15 protein-coding genes are annotated in these 20,748 nt (G+C 62.8%); 12 read left to right on the top strand and 3 right to left on the bottom strand.

What is annotated here, in order from left to right; genetic code table 11:
* Positions 1 to 42: 42 nt before the first annotated feature.
* Together lon and ilvD are read left to right on the top strand one after the other, a co-directional pair.
* Positions 43 to 2,499 carry an endopeptidase La gene (lon, locus tag C8E00_RS12010; RefSeq protein ID WP_133697762.1) on the top strand — a complete coding sequence of 819 codons (2,457 nt, stop codon included), beginning with the start codon at positions 43 to 45 and terminating at the stop codon, positions 2,497 to 2,499.
* Between the two features lie 299 nt (positions 2,500 to 2,798).
* Entirely contained in the window at positions 2,799 to 4,511 is a 1,713-nt protein-coding gene (gene ilvD / locus C8E00_RS12005; RefSeq protein WP_133697761.1) for a dihydroxy-acid dehydratase, read from the top strand.
* A gap of 63 nt (positions 4,512 to 4,574) precedes the next feature.
* Here ilvD and C8E00_RS12000 read toward each other — a convergent pair whose 3' ends face one another.
* Complete coding sequence (locus C8E00_RS12000; RefSeq protein WP_133697760.1) at positions 4,575 to 6,518, bottom strand: aconitate hydratase; 1,944 nt, start codon at positions 6,516 to 6,518, stop codon at positions 4,575 to 4,577.
* Between the two features lie 427 nt (positions 6,519 to 6,945).
* Here C8E00_RS12000 and C8E00_RS11995 point away from each other — a divergent pair, with 427 nt between their 5' ends.
* Positions 6,946 to 7,998: an oxidoreductase gene (locus C8E00_RS11995; RefSeq protein WP_133697759.1), complete on the top strand. Its 1,053-nt coding sequence runs from the start codon at positions 6,946 to 6,948 to the stop codon at positions 7,996 to 7,998.
* 6 nt (positions 7,999 to 8,004) lie between these two features.
* Here the strand turns inward: C8E00_RS11995 and nudE are convergent, their stop codons facing one another.
* Positions 8,005 to 8,637 (bottom strand): ADP compounds hydrolase NudE, encoded by a 633-nt coding sequence (nudE, locus tag C8E00_RS11990; protein WP_133697758.1) that lies wholly within the window; start codon positions 8,635 to 8,637, stop codon positions 8,005 to 8,007.
* An 82-nt stretch (positions 8,638 to 8,719) separates the two neighbouring features.
* On the opposite strand from nudE, the gene yrfG reads away from it, so the two are divergent.
* The 9 genes from yrfG to rsd all read left to right on the top strand — a co-directional run bounded on the left by yrfG (position 8,720) and on the right by rsd (position 18,757).
* Complete coding sequence (yrfG, locus tag C8E00_RS11985) at positions 8,720 to 9,394, top strand: GMP/IMP nucleotidase (RefSeq protein WP_133697757.1); 675 nt, start codon at positions 8,720 to 8,722, stop codon at positions 9,392 to 9,394.
* Between the two features lie 100 nt (positions 9,395 to 9,494).
* On the top strand, positions 9,495 to 9,887 hold the full coding sequence (locus C8E00_RS11980; protein ID WP_133697756.1) for an RNA-binding S4 domain-containing protein: 393 nt from the start codon (positions 9,495 to 9,497) through the stop codon (positions 9,885 to 9,887).
* A gap of 50 nt (positions 9,888 to 9,937) precedes the next feature.
* On the top strand, positions 9,938 to 10,813 hold the full coding sequence (gene hslO, locus C8E00_RS11975) for an Hsp33 family molecular chaperone HslO (protein ID WP_133697755.1): 876 nt from the start codon (positions 9,938 to 9,940) through the stop codon (positions 10,811 to 10,813).
* Positions 10,814 to 11,007: 194 nt separating this feature from the next.
* The gene (locus C8E00_RS11970; protein WP_133697754.1) at positions 11,008 to 12,591 is read left to right on the top strand and encodes a phosphoenolpyruvate carboxykinase; all 1,584 of its coding nucleotides are present in this window, start codon (positions 11,008 to 11,010) and stop codon (positions 12,589 to 12,591) included.
* Between the two features lie 86 nt (positions 12,592 to 12,677).
* The gene (msrB, locus tag C8E00_RS11965; protein WP_133697753.1) at positions 12,678 to 13,175 is read left to right on the top strand and encodes a peptide-methionine (R)-S-oxide reductase MsrB; all 498 of its coding nucleotides are present in this window, start codon (positions 12,678 to 12,680) and stop codon (positions 13,173 to 13,175) included.
* A gap of 224 nt (positions 13,176 to 13,399) precedes the next feature.
* Positions 13,400 to 15,739, top strand: coding sequence for a Tex family protein (locus C8E00_RS11960; RefSeq protein ID WP_133697752.1), 2,340 nt, complete (start codon positions 13,400 to 13,402; stop codon positions 15,737 to 15,739).
* Between the two features lie 193 nt (positions 15,740 to 15,932).
* Positions 15,933 to 17,543, top strand: coding sequence for a glutamate--cysteine ligase (gshA, locus tag C8E00_RS11955; protein ID WP_133697751.1), 1,611 nt, complete (start codon positions 15,933 to 15,935; stop codon positions 17,541 to 17,543).
* Between the two features lie 107 nt (positions 17,544 to 17,650).
* On the top strand, positions 17,651 to 18,169 hold the full coding sequence (locus C8E00_RS11950) for a disulfide bond formation protein B (protein WP_133697750.1): 519 nt from the start codon (positions 17,651 to 17,653) through the stop codon (positions 18,167 to 18,169).
* A gap of 78 nt (positions 18,170 to 18,247) precedes the next feature.
* Positions 18,248 to 18,757, top strand: coding sequence for a sigma D regulator (rsd, locus tag C8E00_RS11945; protein ID WP_133697749.1), 510 nt, complete (start codon positions 18,248 to 18,250; stop codon positions 18,755 to 18,757).
* A 30-nt stretch (positions 18,758 to 18,787) separates the two neighbouring features.
* On the opposite strand, the gene C8E00_RS11940 is transcribed toward rsd, so the two are convergent.
* Entirely contained in the window at positions 18,788 to 20,716 is a 1,929-nt protein-coding gene (locus tag C8E00_RS11940; RefSeq protein ID WP_208291930.1) for an alkaline phosphatase D family protein, read from the bottom strand.
* Positions 20,717 to 20,748: the final 32 nt, after the last annotated feature.

The following is a 20,748-nucleotide window of genomic DNA, read 5'->3' as shown; positions in this document are numbered from 1 at the left end:
GAGCAAATGGGGCGATTTGCCCGACGACTTTCAAGGTGAATGATGAGCGAACGCGACCAGGATCAATCCCGGGATTTTTACGCCGAACTCGAAGAGGCACGGCAAGATGCCCAAGAGGAACATTCCCCGACGCAGGACGACCAGGAATCGTCTGCTCAGGGGCGCGCGATGGTGCCGACGCAGGCCTATCTACCCGAGCGCCTCTACCTGTTGCCGATACACAATCGACCCTTCTTCCCCGCGCAGGTGCAGCCGCTCGTCATCCATCGCGAGCGTTGGGAAGAGACCATGGAGCGGGTCGGCAACACGCCGCACCACAGTGTCGGCGTGGCGTTCGTCGGAGACACCGGCGTCGACGAGCTGGGCCCCGATGACTTCCCGGAGATCGGCACGGCGGTGAAGGTTCACCGCTCGCAGACCGAAGAGCAACAGATTCAGTTCATCGCTCAAGGCATGCAGCGCTTTCGCATCGTCCGCTGGTTGTCGAAGACGCCGCCGTATCTGGTCGAGGTCACCTATCCCAAGGAGCCCATCGAGTCCAGCGACGAGGAAGCGCGCGCCTACGCCATGGCGCTGATCAACGGCATCAAGGAATTGCTGCCTATCAACCCGCTTTACGGTGAGGAGCTCAAGCACTATCTCAACCGCTTCAGCCCTCATGAACCCGGTCCGCTGACCGATTTCGCGGCGGCCATCACCTCGGCCAAGGGGCCAGAGCTGCAGGAAGTGCTGGAGACCTTGCCGGTGATGTCGCGCATGCAAAAAGTGTTGCCGTTGCTGCGCAAGGAAATCGAGGTGGCGCAGCTGCAAAGCGAGATCAGCGAGCAGGTCAACGCGCAGATGCAGGATCGCCAGCGCGAGTTCTTCCTGCGCGAACAGCTCAAGGTCATCCAGCGCGAACTGGGGATCTCCAAGGACGACCGCGAAAACGATGTCGATACGTTCCGCGAGCGTCTCGAGAATCTGGAGGTGCCGGAGCGGGTCATGGAACGTATCGAGGACGAGCTGGGCAAGCTCTCGGTACTCGAGACAGGTTCGCCGGAATACGGCACTACCCGCAATTATCTCGATTGGCTGACGTCGCTGCCGTGGGGGATCACCTCCGAGGATCAACTCGACCTGCCGCGTGCCCGCAAGATCCTCGACCGTGATCATGACGGTCTGACGGACGTCAAGGAGCGTATCGTCGAGTTCCTTGCCGAGGGGACCTTCAAGGGCGATGTCGGCGGCTCCATCCTGTTGCTTGTCGGTCCGCCCGGCGTGGGCAAGACCTCGGTGGGGCGCTCCATCGCCGAGGCGCTGGGGCGCGAATTCTATCGCTTCTCGGTGGGCGGCATGCGCGACGAGGCCGAGATCAAGGGCCACCGACGCACCTATATCGGGGCCATGCCGGGCAAGCTGGTGCAAGCGCTCAAGGAAGTCGAGGTCGAGAATCCGGTGATCATGCTCGACGAGGTCGACAAGATGGGACAGTCGTTCCAGGGCGATCCGGCCTCGGCGCTGCTCGAAGTGCTCGACCCCGAACAGAACGTCGATTTCCTCGACCATTACCTCGATGTGCGCATGGACCTGTCCAAGGTATTGTTCGTGTGCACCGCCAACACCCTGGATTCGTTGCCGCCGGCGCTGCTCGACCGTATGGAACAGATCCGCCTGTCGGGCTACATCGCCGAGGAAAAGATGGCCATCGCCAAGCACCATCTATGGCCCAAGCTGCTCGAACGCGACCGCATTCCCAAGAAGCGCATCAACCTCACCGATGCCGCACTCAGGCGTGTGATCGAAGGCTATGCCCGCGAGGCCGGGGTGCGTCAGTTGGAAAAGCAACTGCACCGCATCGTGCGCAAGGCGGCGGTGACGATGCTCGAAAACGAGCAGGCCACGGTCAAGATTTCGGTCAACAATCTCGAGGACTTCCTCGGCGCACCGACGTTCCGTAAGGAAAAAGTGCTCAAGGGCGTCGGCGTGGTCACCGGACTGGCATGGACCTCGATGGGCGGCGCGACGTTGCCGGTCGAGGCGGCCCGCGTGCATGCGAAATCGCGCGGCCTCAAGCTCACCGGTCAGTTGGGCGACGTGATGCAGGAGTCGGCGAATATCGCCTATAGCTATACGATGGCGCACCTCAAGGACTTCGGCGCCGACCCGACCTTCTTCGACGAGGCGCATGTGCATATGCATGTGCCTGAGGGTGCCACGCCCAAGGATGGGCCGTCGGCGGGCGTGACGATGACCACGGCGCTGTTGTCGCTGGCCAAGCAGCAGCCCCTGGACCGGCCCTTGGCGATGACCGGTGAACTGACGTTGAGCGGTCAGGTGCTGCCGGTAGGCGGCATTCGCGAGAAAGTGATCGCCGCGCGGCGCAGCGATATCTTCGAATTGATTCTGCCCGAACCCAACCGCCGCGATTACGAGGAACTGCCCGATTACCTCAAGCAGGGGGTGACCGTGCACTTCGCCAATCGCTATCGGGACGTGGCCAAGGTGGTCTTCGCCTAGCTGAGTCGCCAAGGCGTCAAGTAGTATCGGCCTCACGAGGCCGATTTCAGGTGCTCGCTATTGGGCGCGGTCGGATGTCCGATCGCGCCCAACGTCGTTACAATGGGGGTATCCCTTTACTGCGAGGGGCGTGCCTGTCCGCTTCCCAAGCGCCGCTTCACAAGAGCCATCACGTCCGCGCAATGTCATGTGACCGTGACCTCGAGGTTCATGCCGTTCGTGTATCGCTGTATCACTATAGCCGGCATGCATCGCTCATAATTCGCCCTCGGGCCTACTAGACGATACAGGAGCACTTGATGAGCCAGCAGGACTTTCCGGAGAACACCGATCCCCGTCGCCGCCATTCCGCCAACGTGGTCGATGGCCCGGGCAAGGCGGCGAGCCGCGCCATGCTGCGTGCGGTGGGCTTTACCGATGAGGATTTCAAGAAGCCGCAGGTGGGGATCGCCTCGACCTGGAGTCGCGTTACACCGTGCAACAGCCATATCAACGTGCTGGCGGATGCAGCCAGTGAGGGGGCCGACGCTGCCGGGGGCAAGGGTGTGGTGTTCAATACCATCACCATCTCCGATGGCATCGCCAACGGCACCGAGGGCATGAAGTACTCGATGGCCTCGCGCGAGATCATCGCCGATTCCATCGAGGCGGTATCGGGTTGCGAAGGCTTCGACGGGGTGGTCGCCATCGGCGGCTGCGACAAGAACATGCCGGGCTGCATGATCGGGCTGGCGCGCCTCGATCGCCCCAGCATCTTCGTCTATGGCGGCACCATTCAGCCGGGCAAGGGCCATACCGATATCGTTTCGGTGTTCGAGGCGATGGGCGCGTATTCCCAGGGCAACAAGTCGCTGATCGAGGTCAAGCAGATCGAAGAAACCGCGATTCCGGGGCCGGGTTCCTGCGGCGGCATGTACACTGCCAACACCATGGCGTCGGCGATCGAGGCGATGGGCATGAGTCTGCCCAACTCATCGGCTCAGGAAGCGGTCTCGCAGACCAAGAACGATGACTGCCGTGCCGCCGGCGAAGCCGTGCTCAAGCTGCTCGAGCTGGATCTCAAGCCTTCCGACATCATGACCCGCAAGGCGTTCGAGAACGCCATCACCGTGGTCATCGCCCTCGGCGGCTCCACCAACGCGGTGCTGCACCTGCTGGCGATTGCCAATACCGTCGGCGTCGAACTCTCGCTCGACGACTTCACCGAGATCGGCAAGCGCGTGCCGGTGCTTGCCGACGTGCGCCCCAGCGGCCACTACATGATGAGCGAGCTGGTGGCGATCGGCGGCATTCAGCCGCTGATGAAGGTGCTGCTCGATGCAGGCATGCTTCATGGCGATTGCATCACCGTCACCGGCAAGACGCTGGCCGAGAACCTGGCGGACGTGGCGCCGTATCCGATCGACCAACAGATCATCAAACCGCTGGACAAGCCGGTCAAGGCGAGCAGCCACCTGCGCGTTCTCTATGGCAATCTGGCGCCGGAAGGGGCCGTGGCCAAGATCACCGGCAAGGAAGGGACGCGGTTCACCGGTCGTGCCAAGGTGTTCAATTCCGAAGAGGAAGCGCAGGCGCGGATCAACGATCTCACCGTGGTCGCCGGTGACGTCGTGGTCATTCGCTACGAAGGGCCAAAGGGCGGTCCCGGCATGCGCGAAATGTTGACGCCGACCTCGGCGATCATGGGCCGCGGCCTGGGCGACAAGGTGGCGTTGATCACCGACGGGCGTTTCTCCGGTGGCAGTCACGGCTTCGTGGTCGGTCATATCACGCCGGAAGCCTTCGTCGGCGGTCCCATCGGCCTGATCGAGGACGGTGACGAGATCACCATCGATGCCGAGAATGACGTCATGACGCTGCATATCGACGATGCCGAGATGCAGCGTCGCCGCGCGGCCTGGAGGCGTCCGGCACCGCGTTACACCCGCGGCACGCTGGCCAAGTACGCCAAGACGGTCAGCTCTGCTTCCAAGGGGGCGGTGACCGATTTGCCCGAGGCGTTGGAAGACTGAGACGGCGCGTGTCTTGGGGACCCAAGCGGCCCCGCCGTGGGCCGCTTCTCGATGGCGCCTCCGTCAGGCTGCCTGCTGGTCGCGCATCCAGGCGATCAGGCCACCGCTGAACAGGATCTCGACCTGGCGTGGGGTCAAGGCATGTTCCAGCGTCAGCGTTCGGTTGCCGGCTTGTGCCGTCACGGGGCCGCCGGCGTCCAGGGCGTCGCCTAGCGCGTCGAAACCAATGCGCGTATCGATCTCGAGTGCCGCATAGTCCGCTTCGTCGGCGAAGGTCAGCGGCAGTATCCCGAAGTTGACCAGGTTCTGGTGGTGAATACGGGCAAAACTCTTGGCGATCACGACACGCAGCCCCAAGTAGCGCGGCGCGATGGCGGCATGCTCCCGGCTCGACCCCTGGCCGTAATTATGGCCGCCAATGACGATATGATCGCCCGTCTCGCGGGCATGATCGGCATAGTCATCCACGACACCTCGGAAGGCGAACTCGGCGATCTTGGGGATGTTGGAACGATAAGGCAGTACCTCGCCGCCGGCCGGCATGATCTCGTCGGTGGAGACATCGTCACCGGCCTTGACCAGAATCGGCAGATCCAATCGCGTCTCCAACGGTTCGAAATTCGGTAGCGACTCGATGTTCGGTCCCTTGATCAGATGCACCTTGCGTGCCTTGGACGCATCCATGGGGGCGATCAGGGTGCGGGTATTGATGATCGGGTCGTCGGGCGCTTGCACCTGTGGGTACGCCATGTCCAGCGTTCGGGGATCGGTGATGACGCCCTGGAGCGCCGAGGCGGCGGCGGTTTCCGGGCTGCACAGGAAGACGCGGTCTTCGTGTGTGCCTGAGCGACCGGGGAAGTTGCGCGGCACCGTGCGCAGGCTGTTGGTGTCGTTGGCCGGCGCTTGGCCCATGCCGATGCAGCCATTGCAGCCGGCCTGATGCAGGCGGGCGCCGGCGCCGAGCAGGCTCAACAGATGGCCGTCGCGGGTCAGCGTTTCGAGAATCGAGCGCGAGGTAGGATTGATCTCCAGCGAGACGTTGTCGTCGATGGTACGTTCCTTGAGCATGGCGGCGACGATGGCGAAATCGCGATAGCCGGGATTGGCCGATGAGCCGACATACGCCTGCGACAACGGCTGGCCGGCCACCTCGCGAACGGGGACGATATTGCCGGGACTCGAGGGCGTGGCGATCAGGGGTTCGAGCCGTGAAAGGTCGATCGTTTCGTGGTGGTCGTAGTCGCAGTCGTCGTCCGGCAGTAGTGCGCACCACTCCTCGCCGCGTTCCTCGGCGTCGAGAAAGGCTTTCACCGCCGCGTCGGAAGGGAAGACGCTGGTGGTGGCACCGAGTTCCGCGCCCATGTTGGCGATGACATGGCGATCCATCGCGGAAAGATGCGCGAGGCCGGGGCCGTAATATTCGATGATGCGCCCCACGCCGCCGCTGACGCCATGGCGACGCAACATCTCGAGAATCACGTCCTTGGCACTGACCCAGTCGGGCAGGCGGCCTTCGAGGCGCACGCCCCAGACTTCCGGCATGCGCGTATGAAAGGGTTCGCCGGCCATGGCCATGGCGACATCGATGCCGCCGGCGCCGATCGCGAGCATGCCCAGCGAACCGGCGGCCGGGGTATGGCTATCGGATCCCAGTAGCGTCTTGCCGGGCTTGCCGAAGCGCTGTTGATGCGTCGGGTGACTGACGCCGTTGCCAGGACGTGAAAACCATACCCCCAGGCGCTCTGCCGACGTCTGCAGGAAGCGGTGGTCGTCGGGGTTCTTGTTGTCTTCCTGGATCAGGTTGTGATCGACGTACTGGGCGGAGATCTCTGTCTTGACGCGGTCGAGCGCCATGGCTTCCAGCTCCAGCATCACCATGGTGCCGGTGGCATCCTGGGTCAGGGTCTGATCGATCGCCAGGCCGATGGCCTCGCCCGGCGTCATCTCGCCGCTGACGAGGTGCGAGGCGATCAGCTTCTGGGTAACGTTACGGGGGGAATGACGCATGATGAGCTCCCGTGATAGTGACGTTTGCTCCTCAGTGTAGGACAGACCCCGTCGACGTCACGTCCATGGGGTCCCCGCGTACGCAAACAAGGCCCGCGTCGGCTGTCGGCGCGGGCCTCGCTATGGTGATCGTGGCAGTGTCAAGCGGCGAGTTGCCAGGCATGGGCAGCGTCGTCCATCATTAGCCATTGCTCGATGTCGTACCATAATCTATCCAGCAGCATGTCGAGACTCTCTTCCGAACAGCACATAACGTCTCTCCCGATGTGGTGCATGATGCATGCGACCATCTTTCAGTATGGCGTATGTGGTGCTAGACACCGCGTTTTTTGGTGATGCTTTGTCACGGTATGTACGGGCGAGCATCATCGAGCTGCTAGAGTAGCGCTATCGAGACGGCCAACGTCGGAGTACAAGGGATTCACGTATGACCGAAGTGATCAAAGTAGGGCTGGTCGGTTATGGTTTTGCCAGCAAGACCTTCCATGCACCGCTGTTGATGGCGGATGACGGCATGTCCTTGCAGGCGGTCTCCAGCCGTGATGCCGCCAAGGTGAGGGCCGATTGGCCGCACGTCGATGTCGAGGCAAGCGCGGCCGCACTCTTCGCACGCGACGACCTCGACTTGGTGGTGATCCCCACTCCCAACGATACGCACTACGATCTGGCACGCGCGGCCCTGGCCGCCGGTAAGCATGTAGTGATCGACAAGCCCTTCACGGTCACGCTCGATGAAGCCGAGTCATTGGTCGCACAAGCCTCACGGACGGGCCAATTGCTCTCCGTTTTCCACAACCGTCGTTGGGATGCGGACTTCTTGACCGTGCAGGCGTTGCTCGAACGGGGTGATCTGGGGCGGGTCGTGCATGTCGAATCGCATTTCGATCGTTATCGTCCCGTGGTCAAGTCACGTTGGCGCGAGTCCGAGGTGCCGGGTGGCGGCATCTGGTACGACCTGGGGCCGCATCTGATCGACCAGGCGCTGGTACTCTTCGGTAGACCCGAGGCGATATTGCTCGATCAGGCCTGCCAGCGCGATGGCGCGCGGGTCGATGATTATTTCCATGCCGTGCTTCGCTATGGGCAGCATCGGGTCATTCTGCACGCGGGCAGTTTGATGGCGGCACCTGCGCCCCGTTTCGCCCTGTACGGTACCCAGGGGAGCTACATCAAGCATGGCCTCGACCCGCAAGAGGACATGCTCAAGCGCGGCGAGCGCCTGCCCACGCCGGAATGGGGCGAGGATCATCGGCATGGACTGCATACCGTACCCGATATGCACGATGACGGGGCGCATCCTGAGTTGCGGGAAGTGCCCACGAAAGCGGGCAATTATCCGGCCTATTACGCGGGCGTCCGCGAGGCGATACATGGCCGCGGGAAGAATCCCGTGCCGGCGGAGGACGCCCTGTCCGTCATGCAGGTGCTCGAAGCCGGGCGGCGCAGTGCACAGAGCGGGCGGTTCGAACCTCTAACGTGATCGAGTTTACCACCAGGCGTTATCGACGCGTTCGCTGCGCAGTCGGTCGCGCGCGATGAACAAGGCGGCGATGGCGCGCCCCTCGTGGAAGTCCTCCCGTGCCAGCAGGGAGGCGATATCCTCGAGGGGATGGCGTTCGACGACCAGAGGTTCCGGTTCGTCGCCGGGCAGGCGCTTCTCATACAGCTCGGTGGCGAGCATGACGTGGATGCGGTGGCTCATGTAGTTGGGCGCCAGGGAGAGTTCCACCAGAGGCTCGATACGGCGCGCGCCCATGCCGCATTCTTCCATCAATTCGCGATTGGCGGCACTGACGATATCCTCGCCGGGGTCGACGAGCCCTTTGGGCAAGGTCAGCGCATAGTCGTCGAAGCCCGCAGCATATTCATGAATCAGCAGCACATGCTCCGGGTCCGGCATGGCGACGATCATCACCGCGCCACCGCCATGGCCATTGCCGCTGCCCGTGAGGCGCTCAAAGGTGCGCTCGGCACCGTTGGCGAAGCGCAGCTCGAGCTCCTCGACCGCGAACAGGCGGCTGCGGGCGACTTCACGGCGGTTCAAGAGGCGTGGCTTGGCATGGCCCACGTCGGTAGCGTCGGGCGGCTTGCCGCCGGCAGGATGGGAAGAAAAGGCCATGGTGTCTCCGTGCGGGTGATGATCATGCAGCGTACAATAAGAGCGCCCATGGTTCGATATCCACCCCTGCTGGGAGCCCCTCATGGTTGACTGGAACGCCATCGACACTGTGCTGCTCGACATGGATGGCACATTGCTGGATCTGCACTTCGACAGCCATTTCTGGCTGGAGCATTTGCCGCAGCGCTACGTGGAACTGCACAAGCTCGATGACCATCATGCCGATAAGCTGCGTACGCGTATCATCGGCGAACAGGGCACGCTCAACTGGTACAGTCTGGCCTACTGGAGCCGAGAACTGGGCGTCGATGTGGTCGCACTCAAGCGCGAGGTGCAACATCTGATCGGCTTGCGTGGCGATGCGCTGGATTTCCTCAAGTGGCTCAAGAGCGCGCATCCCCGCGTGGTGTTGGCCACCAACGCCGATCGCGAAAGCCTGGCGCTCAAGCTGCCGCTGACCGGACTCGAAGACTACCTCGATGCCATCGTTTCATCGGCAGACGTGGGGGTCGCCAAGGAAGCGCCGGAGTTCTGGTTCGCGCTGCAGGATATCGAACCCTTCGAGCCCGCACGTACCCTGTTCATCGATGACAACCCCGCCGTGCTGGAAAGCGCGCGTGAATACGGCATTCGCTATCTGCTGGGTATCAAGCAACCCGACAGCCAGCGTCCCGAGCGCGAGCTGGAAAACTTTATCGCCCTCGAGCGCTTCGCCACGCTCTTGCCTCAGGACATGCCGAGTGCAGCGCGGCGTTGATCCGTGGGGCATGCCTTGAAAAGGCTGCCATCCGTGCCCACGTTACATACCCATTTCGTGGTGCGTTCCTGCCTATGGAGGCGGCGGTGCAGGGAGACATATGAGCGACACGATCCGTATCGACAAGTGGCTATGGGCGGCACGCTTCTTCAAGACGCGAGGACTGGCCAAGAAAGCCATTGAAGGGGGCAAGGTCCACTACAATGGCGGGCGCGTAAAGACCAGCAAAGCGGTCGAGCTCGGTGCCTTGCTCAAGGTGCCACAAGGCTGGGATACCCTCGAGGTCGAAGTGATGGGCCTCTCCGAGCAACGCCGAGGTGCCGCCGAGGCCCGCGAACTCTATCGCGAAACGTCGGCCAGCCAGGCGCGACGCGAGCGCGAAGCCCAGAACCGGCGCCTGGCCAATCAAAGCATGCAAGGACCACGTGGCCGCCCTGACAAGAAGCAGCGCCGCGCGATTCAGGATTTCCAGCGCCACGGCTTCGATGATTGAATGCCGGCCCGGCATCCACTGCGTTTTCCCCAACCTGACGATGACCCATCATGACCGACCAGATCCAACGTTTTCTCTTCGATGACACCAACGTGCGCGGCGAAATCGTCGGCCTGCAGCAGGCCTACGCCGAGGTGCTCGACAAGCATGCCTATCCCGAGGCCGTGAACCGTCAGCTCGGCGAACTCCTGAGTGCCGTCGCGCTGTTGACCGAGACGGTCAAGCTCGATGGCACCGTGAGCCTCGAAGTGCGTGGTCAGGGGGCCGTGCGTCTGCTGATGGCGGAATCCAATCCGGGAGGTGATTTGCGCGCCATCGCGCGTCTCGAGGACGAAGCGGCACTTCCCGAGGAAAACGCGTCGCTTGCAGCACTGGTCGGTGAGGCGCAGATCGTGATCACGCTCGACCCCCGCGAGGGACAGCGCTATCAGGGGATCGTCGCCGTCGAGGCCGATAGTCTGGCCGCCTGTCTGGAAGATTACTTCGCCCGCTCCGAACAGCTGGCGACTCGGCTGTGGCTCGCCGCCGACGGTCATCGTGCGGCGGGGATGCTTCTACAGCAATTGCCCGATGACGACGCCCACAGCGACGCCGATGCTTGGGAGCGCACCGTGCACCTGGCCACCACCTTGAGCGATGCGGAATTGCTCGATCTGGAGCAACGCGAGCTGCTTTACCGGCTCTTTCACGAAGAGCAGGTCCGTGTCTTCGACCCCAAGACACTGCGTTTCGGTTGCACCTGCACTCGTGAGCGTATCGCCAACGCCTTGCATGGCCTGGGTGCTGAAGAGCTACGCAGCATCGTGCAGGAGCAGGGCGAAGTGGAGACGCAATGCCACTTCTGCCATAGCCATTATCGTTTCAGTGCCGCCGATATCGAAGCGCTGATCGAGTCCCCGGGAGCAGGCGCTCCAACGCTGCATTGACCTGACGCGCGTCATGCAAAAAATGCGCTGTGTCATTAACGTGCCGGTAACGTTTTCCGCGCAGCGCCTTTTTGCCATAATGTCTGCCCTCAATCTCGCCCTGGCCGTACAAGAGGCAATCCATTGCCCGAGCGGCCTTGGCGAGTCAGCATCGGTTAACGAGAGAGAATCGCCTCCGGGCCCAGGACACGATAATGACCACGACCTCAGCCGCCTCCCCGGCAGCTCATGACGCACGTCCCGTGCAGACGCATTGCAATCTGAGCAGTGCCGCCTTGATCGAACATGCCATCGCGCGTGGCGAAGGCCATCTTGCCGACAACGGTGCTTTCGTGGCGAATACCGGGCGGCGGACCGGACGCTCCCCGAAAGACCGCTTCATCGTCAAGGAGCCTTCCACGGCGGATCTCATCGAATGGGGCAGCGTCAATCAGCCATTCGATGCCGACCAGTTCGATGCGCTGTGGGAGCGTGTCGAGGATTACCTGGCCGAGGGCGATAACTTCGTTTCCGAACTGCATGTCGGCGCCGATCCCGAATATTATCTGCCGATTCGCGTGACCACCGAAACCGCTTGGCACAACCTCTTCGGGCGCAACTTGTTCGTGCGTCCCGAGGGCTATAATCCCAAGGGCAAGAGTGAGTGGACCATCCTCAACGCGCCGCACTTCGAGTGCGTGCCGGAGCGTGACGGTACTCATTCCGATGGCACGGTCATTCTCAACTTCGCCCGGCGTCGGGTGCTGATCGCCGGCATGCGCTATGCCGGCGAAATGAAGAAGGCCATGTTCTCGGTGCAGAACTTCTTGCTGCCCGAGAAGGACGTGCTGCCCATGCATTGCAGCGCCAATGTCGGCGAGGATGGCGAGACGACGCTGTTCTTCGGTCTCTCGGGCACCGGCAAGACCACCCTCTCCGCCGATCCCGAACGCTATCTGATCGGTGACGATGAGCATGGGTGGGGCGAGGGCACGGTGTTCAATCTGGAAGGTGGATGCTATGCCAAGTGCATCGATCTTTCCGAGAAGAGCGAGCCGCTCATCTGGAAGGCCATTCGCTTCGGCACGGTGCTCGAAAACGTGGTCCTCGACGAATGCCGCCATCCCGATTACAGCGATGACAGCCTGACCCAGAATTCCCGCGCCGCCTATCCGCTCGAGCACATCGACAAGCGCGTCCCCGAGAATCTGGCTGGCGAGCCCAGTGCGATCATCTTCCTGACCTGCGACATGAGTGGCGTGCTGCCGCCGGTGTCGCTGTTGTCCAAGGAAGCGGCCGCCTACCATTTCTTGTCCGGTTATACCGCCAAGGTCGGTTCCACCGAAATGGGCGCCGCTGCGGGATTGGAAGCGACATTCTCGACCTGCTTTGGCGCGCCGTTCTTCCCGCGTCCGGCACGTGAGTACGCGGACCTTTTGATCAAGCGCGTCGAGGCTTTCGAGTCGCGTGTGTACCTAGTCAACACCGGCTGGACCGGCGGTGCCTTCGGCGAAGGCGGTGCGCGCTTCAGCATTCCTACCACGCGGGCGATCATCGCAGCGATCCAGAACGGTGATCTCAAGGACGTCGAAACGCGTCACATCGAGGGATTGAATCTGGACGTGCCGGTGGCGGTGAGCGGCGTCGATCCGGTCTTGCTCGATCCGCGCCAGGCATGGGCGGATGGCGCCGAGTATGAACGTCACATGCGCGCGCTGGCGGACAAGTTCATCGCTAACTTCGCCAAGTTCGACGGTGTCGACGAGGACATCGTCGCTGCGGGTCCATCGCGAGACTGACCGGCGAACGAATCCGCGAAATGTGTCTCTAACGGGGAGGGCCGGTCATCGGCTCTCCCCGTTGTGCATTGCAAGGAGGGTAGGTCATGCATCGACGTCGTTTTCTGGGGTGGTTGGGTGCCGCGGGCCTGTTGGGCGCGGTGCCGAGCATCGTGTTGGCGCGGCCCACGTTGTCGCTGGAACGCAGTGCGGATATCCAGCCGCTCGACTTGAGCGCTTCTGAGTGGCGTGAGCGTCTCAGCGAGGCGCGTTATCGTATCCTGCGCGAGGCCGAGACCGAGCCGCCCGGCAGCAGTCCGCTCAATCACGAGACGCGACCCGGGGAATACCGCTGCGCCGGTTGCGACCTGCCGTTGTTCTCCTCGCACACCAAGTTTGATTCCGGCACCGGCTGGCCGAGCTTCTACGATCACATCGAAGGCCATTTGCTGACCGAGCTGGACCTGGTGATGCTGATTCCGCGCACCGAATATCACTGCGCGCGTTGCGGCGGCCATCAAGGTCACGTTTTCGAGGATGGCCCCGAGCCGACCGGCCTGCGCTGGTGCAACAATGGGTTGGCGCTGCGCTTCGTACCGGCCTGAGCGAGCCCAGGCCGTCTTTTCGCCGATGTGATGCGCTACGCTCACCCTTCGGGCCGGTCTTCGGCTGTTACGTCCCAAGGTCATTGCGCCTTGTCTGTTCATGCTCGTTGACTTTTCAGACAAGGCCTCGTCGCGTCCTGCGTCTCCCGGTGCCGGCGGGCATGTGATACCTTGTCGCGAAGTTTTGTCGCTGTATCGCCAGCCGCTGCAAAGTCAAGGATTCCATGGACGCCAATCTCAAGATCGTTTCTCGGCTCGCCGAAGAACTCGCCGTTCGTTCCCAGCAGGTCAGTGCCGCCGTGGCGCTGCTCGATGACGGTGCTACCGTGCCCTTCATTTCTCGTTACCGCAAGGAAGCCACCGGTGGGCTGGATGACATCCAGCTACGCACGCTCGAAGAGCGTCTGCGTTATTTGCGTGAGCTGGAAGAGCGCCGTGACGCGGTACTCGCCAGCATCGACGAACAGGGCAAATTGACCGACTCCCTGGCGGCGTTGATCCAGGCCGCCGATACCAAGCAGCGCCTCGAGGATCTGTACCTGCCCTACAAGAAGAAGCGTCGCACCAAGGCGCAGATTGCCCGTGAGGCAGGTCTCGAACCGCTGGCGGAGGCGCTCTTGGCCGATCCCGCTCTCGACCCCGAGAGCGAAGCGGTCAACTATGTGCGTGCCGCCGAAGGCGAGACACCCGCCATCGAGGATGCCAAGGCCGCCTTGGATGGTGCCAAGCAGATCCTCATGGAACGCTTCAGTGAAGATCCCGACCTGGTCGGGCAGTTACGTGAACGCCTGTGGAGCGAAGGGCAGCTGGTGTCGCGCGTGATGAGTGGCAAGGCGCAGGAAGGCGCGAAGTTCTCCGATTACTTCGAACACGACGAAGTGTTCGCCAAGGTGCCGTCGCATCGTGCACTGGCCATGTTCCGGGGGCGCAACGAGGGCGTGCTGTCGTTGGCGATTCGTTTGCCGGGCGAGGAGGATGCCGAGGTGCATCCCGCCGAGGTCGCCATTGCCAAGCATGTCGGCGTGGCACTCAACGCCACGCAGCCGGCCTCGCGTTGGCTCAAGGAAGTGGTGCGCTGGACGTGGCGGGTCAAGCTGTATACTCACCTCGAGACCGAATTGATGGGCCGCCTGCGCGAACGCGCCGAGCGCGAGGCCATCGAGGTGTTCGCCGCCAACCTCAAGGATTTGTTGCTGGCGGCGCCGGCCGGGGCGAAAGCCACGTTGGCCATCGACCCGGGATTGCGCACGGGCTGCAAGGTCGTGGTCGTCGATGCGACCGGCAAGTATCTGGAAGATACGGTGATTTACCCCCATGCGCCACAGAAGCGTTGGGCTCAGTCTCTGGCCACCCTGGCGGGGCTGGTCGACAAGCATGACGTGGCCCTGATCGCCGTGGGCAATGGCACTGCCAGTCGCGAGACCGACAAGCTCGCCGGCGAGGTCGTCAAGCAGGCATCGCGGCCGCTGGCCAAGGTCATGGTCAGCGAGGCGGGGGCGTCGGTGTACTCGGCCTCCGAACTCGCCTCGCGCGAATTTCCGCAGCTCGACGTCACCGTGCGTGGCGCGATCTCCATCGCCCGGCGCCTGCAGGACCCCCTCGCCGAGCTGGTCAAGATCGAGCCCAAGTCCATCGGCGTCGGCCAGTACCAGCACGATGTGTCTCAGGTACAGCTCTCGCGTAGTCTGGAGGCGGTCATCGAGGACTGCGTCAACGCCGTGGGCGTCGAGCTCAACACGGCGTCCGGCGCCTTGTTGTCTCGTGTTTCCGGCCTCAACCCGACGCTGGCCGAGAATATCGTCGCCCAGCGCGATGCCAAGGGACGCTTCACATCGCGCCGTGAGCTGCTGGATGTCAGCCGGCTGGGGCCCAAGACCTTCGAGCAGTGCGCGGGGTTCTTGCGTATCGCGGATGGTGACCATCCGCTCGATGCCAGCGCCGTGCACCCCGAGGCCTACACGGTGGTCAATCGCATCGCCCAGCGTCATGCGCGGGAACTAGCCGGCGTGATCGGCGACAGTGACTTCCTGACGTCGCTCAATCCGGCCGATTACGTCGATGACACCTTCGGCGTGCCGACGATCAGCGACATTCTCAAGGAACTCGACAAGCCCGGTCGCGATCCGCGCCCCGAGTTCAAGGCCGCCGAATTTCGCGAAGGCGTGGAAACGCTCGAGGATCTCGAACCGGGCATGGTGCTCGAGGGCAGCGTGACCAATGTCACGCACTTCGGGGCCTTCGTGGATATCGGCGTCCACCAGGATGGTCTGGTGCATATCTCGGCACTCTCCGAAAAGTTCATCGAAGACCCGCGCCAAGTGGTCAAGGCCGGCGATATCGTCAAGGTGAAGGTCATGCAGGTGGATCTCGAACGTGCCCGGATTGGGTTGTCCATGCGCATGAGCGATGCGCCGGGTGATGCCGCGAGCGGTGGTGAGTCGCGTCGCTCGCGCGGCCCGCGCGGCGGGGGCGACAAGCACGAGTCGACACCGGCGAACGCGGGGCTCGGTGCGCTCGGCGAGGCGCTGGCGAAGGCGCGCCGTCAGTCGAGAAACACCGCGTGAGTGCGATTTGCCTTGAAAGGTGGCCGGCCGCCTCCATAATGGTTTTTTCATGCGGCGCGCTCAGGGGGCCGACGGTTCGCCGGGGCGTTCCCGGCGATGTTTCCGTTAGCCGCACACATGAGATCGTCCGGCGATGCCGGCAAGACACGATCCACCGGTGACACCTAGGGGAAAAGCCGTGCTTTTCCCAGACATGAGGGAATTTATCTTGTCCGAAGCACTCGCCACCGCCATTCAGCGCATGCACGGGCTGGCTCGCCAAGGGCGATTCGGCCGCTTGCGCCGCGGCATCGAGAAGGAAGGCTTGCGCGTCGATGGCGCTGGGCGCATCGCTCAGACGCCCCATCCCCATTCCCTGGGCTCCAAGCTCGCGCATCCTTATATCACCACCGATTACTCGGAAGCATTGCTCGAATACATCACGCCGGTCTATTGTCGCCCCGACGATGCGCTGGCGTTTCTCGGTGATCTGCTGCGTTACAGCTATCGCCAGCTCGGCGATGAATTGATCTGGCCGGCGAGCATGCCGAGCCGCCTGGATGGCAACGACAGCGTGGCCATTGCCGATTACGGCACTTCCAACGTCGGCACCATGAAACATGTCTACCGCAAGGGGCTCGACGTCCGTTATGGGCGCATCATGCAGTCCATTGCCGGCGTCCACTACAACGTCTCATTGCCCGAGAACCTGTGGCCGATGCTGCGTGAGCTCGAAGGCCGCGACGGCGAGAGCCTGGAGGGCTATCGCTCCAGCCGCTATTTCGACCTGATCCGCAACTTCCGCCGTCATAGCTGGTTGCTGTTGTACCTGTTCGGGGCGTCACCGGCGTTGGACCGCAGCTTCCTGACCGGGCCGGCACCGGAGCATCTCGAGGCGCTGGGCGAGCACACCTTGGCGGGACGTTATGCCACCAGCCTGCGCATGTCCGATCTTGGGTACCAGAACAAGGTGCAGGAGCAGCTCAAGATCTGCTTCAATTCGTTGTCCAACTACGTAGGCACGCTGCGGCATGCGATCAGCACGCCGTGGCCGGATTATCAGCGCGTCGGCGTCAACGTGGACGGCGATTGGCGCCAGCTCAACGCCAATATCCTGCAGATCGAGAACGAGTATTACAGCGACATTCGTCCCAAGCGCGTGGCGCGTCACGATGAGACGCCCACGCAGGCGCTGGAGGCGCGCGGCGTCGAATACATCGAGGTGCGCTGCCTGGATCTCGATCCTTTCACGCCGTTGGGTATCGACGAAACGCAGATGCGCTTCCTGGATACCTTCCTGATGTGGTGTCTACTCTCCGAAAGCCCCTGGATTCCCGACGAGGAATGCGATCGCCTCGACGATAACCGCCGTCTGGTCGTGGAGCGTGGTCGCGATCCCGAGCTCAAGCTGAGTGTCGGCGATCGCCAGCGCTATTTGCGTGACTGGGGCCATGACATCTTCACCGAGCTCGAGGGCGTCGCCGAGCTGCTCGATACCAATGAGGAAGGCTCGCCGCATCGCGACGCTCTCGCGGCACTCGCACCGCGTCTCGACGCCCCTGAATTGACGCCGTCCGGCCAGCTTTATGCCCAACTGGTCAACGAGAACAAGGAGTACCTCGATCAGATGCGCGAGCTGGCCGAGCAACAGGCGGCCGAACTGCGTGAAGCGCCCATGGATCGCGCCCGGCAGGCGCTGTTCGAGCAGCTCGTCGAGACCTCGCACCAACAGCAAGGCGACATCGAGCGCGCCGATCACGAGGATTTCGCGACCTTCCTGGCGCATTATTTCGAGCGCGCAGGCAAACCCCTTAGCGTCGCGTGAGTCGATGCGTTGTTCAAGGCCTGTGCCGTACCTGCGGTACAGGCTTTTTTCATGAGCAAGCAAGGACCCAACACGAGACGAGTCGTACTGTCCAAGGAGACGTGACAATGATGATCCGATTGGCCGCGATGAACGTGCGTCGAGGCTGTTTGCTGGGCCTGGCGATGTGCGTGCTGATGATGGGCGTGGCCTTGGTATTGCAATATGTCTATGGGCTGACGCCCTGTCCGCTGTGCATCGGGCAGCGCATTGCGGTGTTGCTCGCGGCGCTCGTCTTCACGGTAGGTGCGGTGCACAATCCAGGAGGGCGTGTCGGGCGCGGCGTTTATGCCGGTTTGGGTGCCCTGGCGGCGGGATTGGGGGTGGCGCTCGCCGCGCGTCACGTATGGCTGCAATCGCTGCCACCGGAAAGCGTGCCGAGTTGCGGCCCGGGACTGGACTACATGCTGGAAGTGCTGCCATTGTGGAGCGTCATCTCGCGAGTGCTGTCCGGCTCGGGAGAATGCGCCGAGATACATGGCTTGCTGCTGGGCATGTCGATCCCGCAATGGACGCTGGTGGGGTTCGCCGTGTTGTTGCTGATTCCGCTAGGCATGCTGGCCGGTATCGTGATTCGCCGCCGTTGAGGGGCGGGAAAGCGGCGGGAGCGCCGCCTTCCTCAATGTCAGGGAGTGGCCCGCTCGCCATGACAGGAGAGGTTCATCATGCTGGAAGATACCAAGACGGCCCTCGAGCGTTGGGGGGGTGTGCATACGCTCATCGACCGCTGGCTACAACAACGCTATGACATGCTGGTGACGCTGATGGAGCTGCGCGAGGCCTGCGACGCGGAATTGGAATCGGTGTCCAAGGCGCGCATCGATGCCTTCAGCGAAGCCTTGATGGACTACATCAGCGGTGGGCATTTCGAAGTCTATCCGAAGCTGCGCGATGAGGCGGTGGCGTTCGATGACCGAGACGCCTTGGCGCTGGCCGATCGTCTGCTCGCGCGGCTGGAGATGTCCACGCAGATGGTGCTGGAGTTCGACAATGACTACTCGACGCCGACGCGTTGTCAGCATTATGTGACGCGTTTGCCGGCTTGGCTCGAGCGCCTGAGCAAGGCCCTTACCGAGCGTTTCGCGCTCGAGGATCAATTGATCGCACGCTTGCACGCCGCGCATGCGCCGTCTTCCGACGTCGGCGATTCTCCTGCGCCGCGTACCTTGTCGTAAGCCGGACGTCTGGGCCGGTCGCGTTTGGCGTCAGTCGTCCGTCAGGAAGTATGTGGTGCTGCCGTCGGCGCCTAATTGCGCGACGCTGGCGGGGCGGCCTTGTGTGTCCAGGTTGACCAGCCCGATGCCGGCTTGATTCCACAGTCGCTCGCCGTGACTGGCACCTTGCGGTTGGCGCGGGCGAATGTGCATGGGGCGACGCTTGGTGAACCAATTGAGCGGCGACGCCGGCGCATACAGCCAGCGATCGAGGCGATCGAAGACATCCAGAAGGCGCACCGGAAACTCGTTCTTCAGGCCGCTGCTGGTGATTTGCCACAGGCGTGGGCCATGGCGGCGGTGGCGAATCTCGATATCGTAGACAAAGGAATAGTGCACATCGCCGGAGAGAATCACGTAATTGCCGGGTGTGCGGGTATGCCGAAAGATATTGAGCATGACGCTGGCCGCGCCGCGGTGGGCCATCCAGTTTTCTGCATCCACCAGCAGCGGTTTGCCCACCAGCGTGAATAAACGCTGTATGCCCTCGATCAACTTCACCCCGAACATCGGCGCCGGCGAGACCACGATCACGGCATGCTGTCCGAGCAGTGTCTGCTGGAGTTCGCTCAGGGCCTCCCAGTCCATCAACCCCGACGGATGATGGCGCCGCCGCTCGCTGCGCCAGCGGTGTGTGCGCGTATCGAGTACCACCAGGCGTGGTGTGGAGGGCAGTTGATAATGCCAGTGGTCGAACGCATACAGCTGCTCGAGGAGGGCGTCCTGTGTCTGGCAGTCGAGGCGCCCCTCGGCGTCGCGGTGTTCGAATAGCGCGCCCAGCGTGGGCCACAGCGAGCGGAAGGCATCAGGGTCGTTGCCCCAGCCTTGAAAGAGCAAGTAGCCGAGCAAGGCATTGCCGATGATACGGCGCGAGAATGGATGACCGTAGGCGGTTTCTTCCCAGGCCGCGGACAGGTTCCAGTCGTCGGTGACGTCATGATCGTCGAAGATCATCAAGGTCGGTAGGTGTGCCATCACGCGCGCGGCGCGGGGCAGGCCCTCGCGAAAGGCCGCGATGGTCGCGGCTTCGGTGTCGAAAGTCTCGGCAAGTGCGTCGTCGAGGGGGGGACGTTCAACCTCGATCAGCGCCCAGGGCGTTGGCGACCAGGTCAGCAAATACATGGCCGTGACCTCGGCCAGCGTGATCAGATGGTTGTGCGCACTGCTGGTGGTGAAGACCGGTTTACGAACACCGCCGAAGAAGCGCTCGCGGAGCTTGTCGTTGGCCTTGAACGCAGGCAGCAAGCGTTCGCGGTGATAATACGTATCGGGGTGTGCGTAGAGGCCGTCTGCATCCTCGACCAAGGCGCCTTGCACACATTCGCCGAAGAGTCCCAGTCGCCGGATGAGCGCATGGATGGCGACCAGCAGCGGCCCGGCGACATCATCGGCATAGATCTGATCGCCCGTCATCAAGAGGGCTGCGGGCATGCGCTCGAAGGTGTCGCGCGAGGCCTCGACATGCGCGTCGGCGCGTACCAGACCATCGCCGGAGGGATGGTGCGGTTTGCGACATGAACCGTGGAGCAGCGAGTCGAAACGTGCGCGCAACACGAAGCAAGGACGATCGGCACCGTCATACAGGAGATGCGGTGCCCAGTCGGCGATACCCGCTGTGCTGCCATCGCCGCCGTCGGCCACGCGTAGGTCATAGCCAATCGGTCGGTCGTGGGGCAGTGGCGTGGCGAGCGGTACGTCGATGAGGTGCAGCCATGCGCGTTCGCCCACCGGCAAACGCCGGCACAGCGAGCTATCCAGCGTGAAACGCTGATTCGGGACCTGGGCGTCGTCGACGTGCAAGGTCAACGTCAGATCGAGCGAACGCGATCCGACCAGCCAGATCACCAGGCGGTTGGGGAGTGCGCGACGCAGGATGGGACCGGCGAGAACGTCAGGTAAAGAGGCGTAAGACTGCTTCATGGACGCCAGCATAACGGGCGCTGGGCATGCCG

The sequence above is a fragment of the Chromohalobacter marismortui genome, assembly GCF_004364315.1.
GTDB lineage: Bacteria > Pseudomonadota > Gammaproteobacteria > Pseudomonadales > Halomonadaceae > Chromohalobacter > Chromohalobacter marismortui.
Note: the sequence above shows the minus strand (reverse complement) of the source record. Positions and strands in the feature narration are given on the sequence as shown.

What these genes read in the sequence shown, in the direction of transcription:
- lon (WP_133697762.1), top strand. Translation starts at nt 43, where the DNA reads ATGAGCGAACGCGACCAGGATCAATCCCGGGATTTTTACGCCGAACTC.
- ilvD (WP_133697761.1), top strand. Translation starts at nt 2,799, where the DNA reads ATGAGCCAGCAGGACTTTCCGGAGAACACCGATCCCCGTCGCCGCCAT.
- C8E00_RS12000 (WP_133697760.1), bottom strand. Translation starts at nt 6,518, where the DNA reads ATGCGTCATTCCCCCCGTAACGTTACCCAGAAGCTGATCGCCTCGCAC.
- C8E00_RS11995 (WP_133697759.1), top strand. Translation starts at nt 6,946, where the DNA reads ATGACCGAAGTGATCAAAGTAGGGCTGGTCGGTTATGGTTTTGCCAGC.
- nudE (WP_133697758.1), bottom strand. Translation starts at nt 8,637, where the DNA reads ATGGCCTTTTCTTCCCATCCTGCCGGCGGCAAGCCGCCCGACGCTACC.
- yrfG (WP_133697757.1), top strand. Translation starts at nt 8,720, where the DNA reads ATGGTTGACTGGAACGCCATCGACACTGTGCTGCTCGACATGGATGGC.
- C8E00_RS11980 (WP_133697756.1), top strand. Translation starts at nt 9,495, where the DNA reads ATGAGCGACACGATCCGTATCGACAAGTGGCTATGGGCGGCACGCTTC.
- hslO (WP_133697755.1), top strand. Translation starts at nt 9,938, where the DNA reads ATGACCGACCAGATCCAACGTTTTCTCTTCGATGACACCAACGTGCGC.
- C8E00_RS11970 (WP_133697754.1), top strand. Translation starts at nt 11,008, where the DNA reads ATGACCACGACCTCAGCCGCCTCCCCGGCAGCTCATGACGCACGTCCC.
- msrB (WP_133697753.1), top strand. Translation starts at nt 12,678, where the DNA reads ATGCATCGACGTCGTTTTCTGGGGTGGTTGGGTGCCGCGGGCCTGTTG.
- C8E00_RS11960 (WP_133697752.1), top strand. Translation starts at nt 13,400, where the DNA reads ATGGACGCCAATCTCAAGATCGTTTCTCGGCTCGCCGAAGAACTCGCC.
- gshA (WP_133697751.1), top strand. Translation starts at nt 15,933, where the DNA reads ATGAGGGAATTTATCTTGTCCGAAGCACTCGCCACCGCCATTCAGCGC.
- C8E00_RS11950 (WP_133697750.1), top strand. Translation starts at nt 17,651, where the DNA reads ATGATGATCCGATTGGCCGCGATGAACGTGCGTCGAGGCTGTTTGCTG.
- rsd (WP_133697749.1), top strand. Translation starts at nt 18,248, where the DNA reads ATGCTGGAAGATACCAAGACGGCCCTCGAGCGTTGGGGGGGTGTGCAT.
- C8E00_RS11940 (WP_208291930.1), bottom strand. Translation starts at nt 20,716, where the DNA reads ATGAAGCAGTCTTACGCCTCTTTACCTGACGTTCTCGCCGGTCCCATC.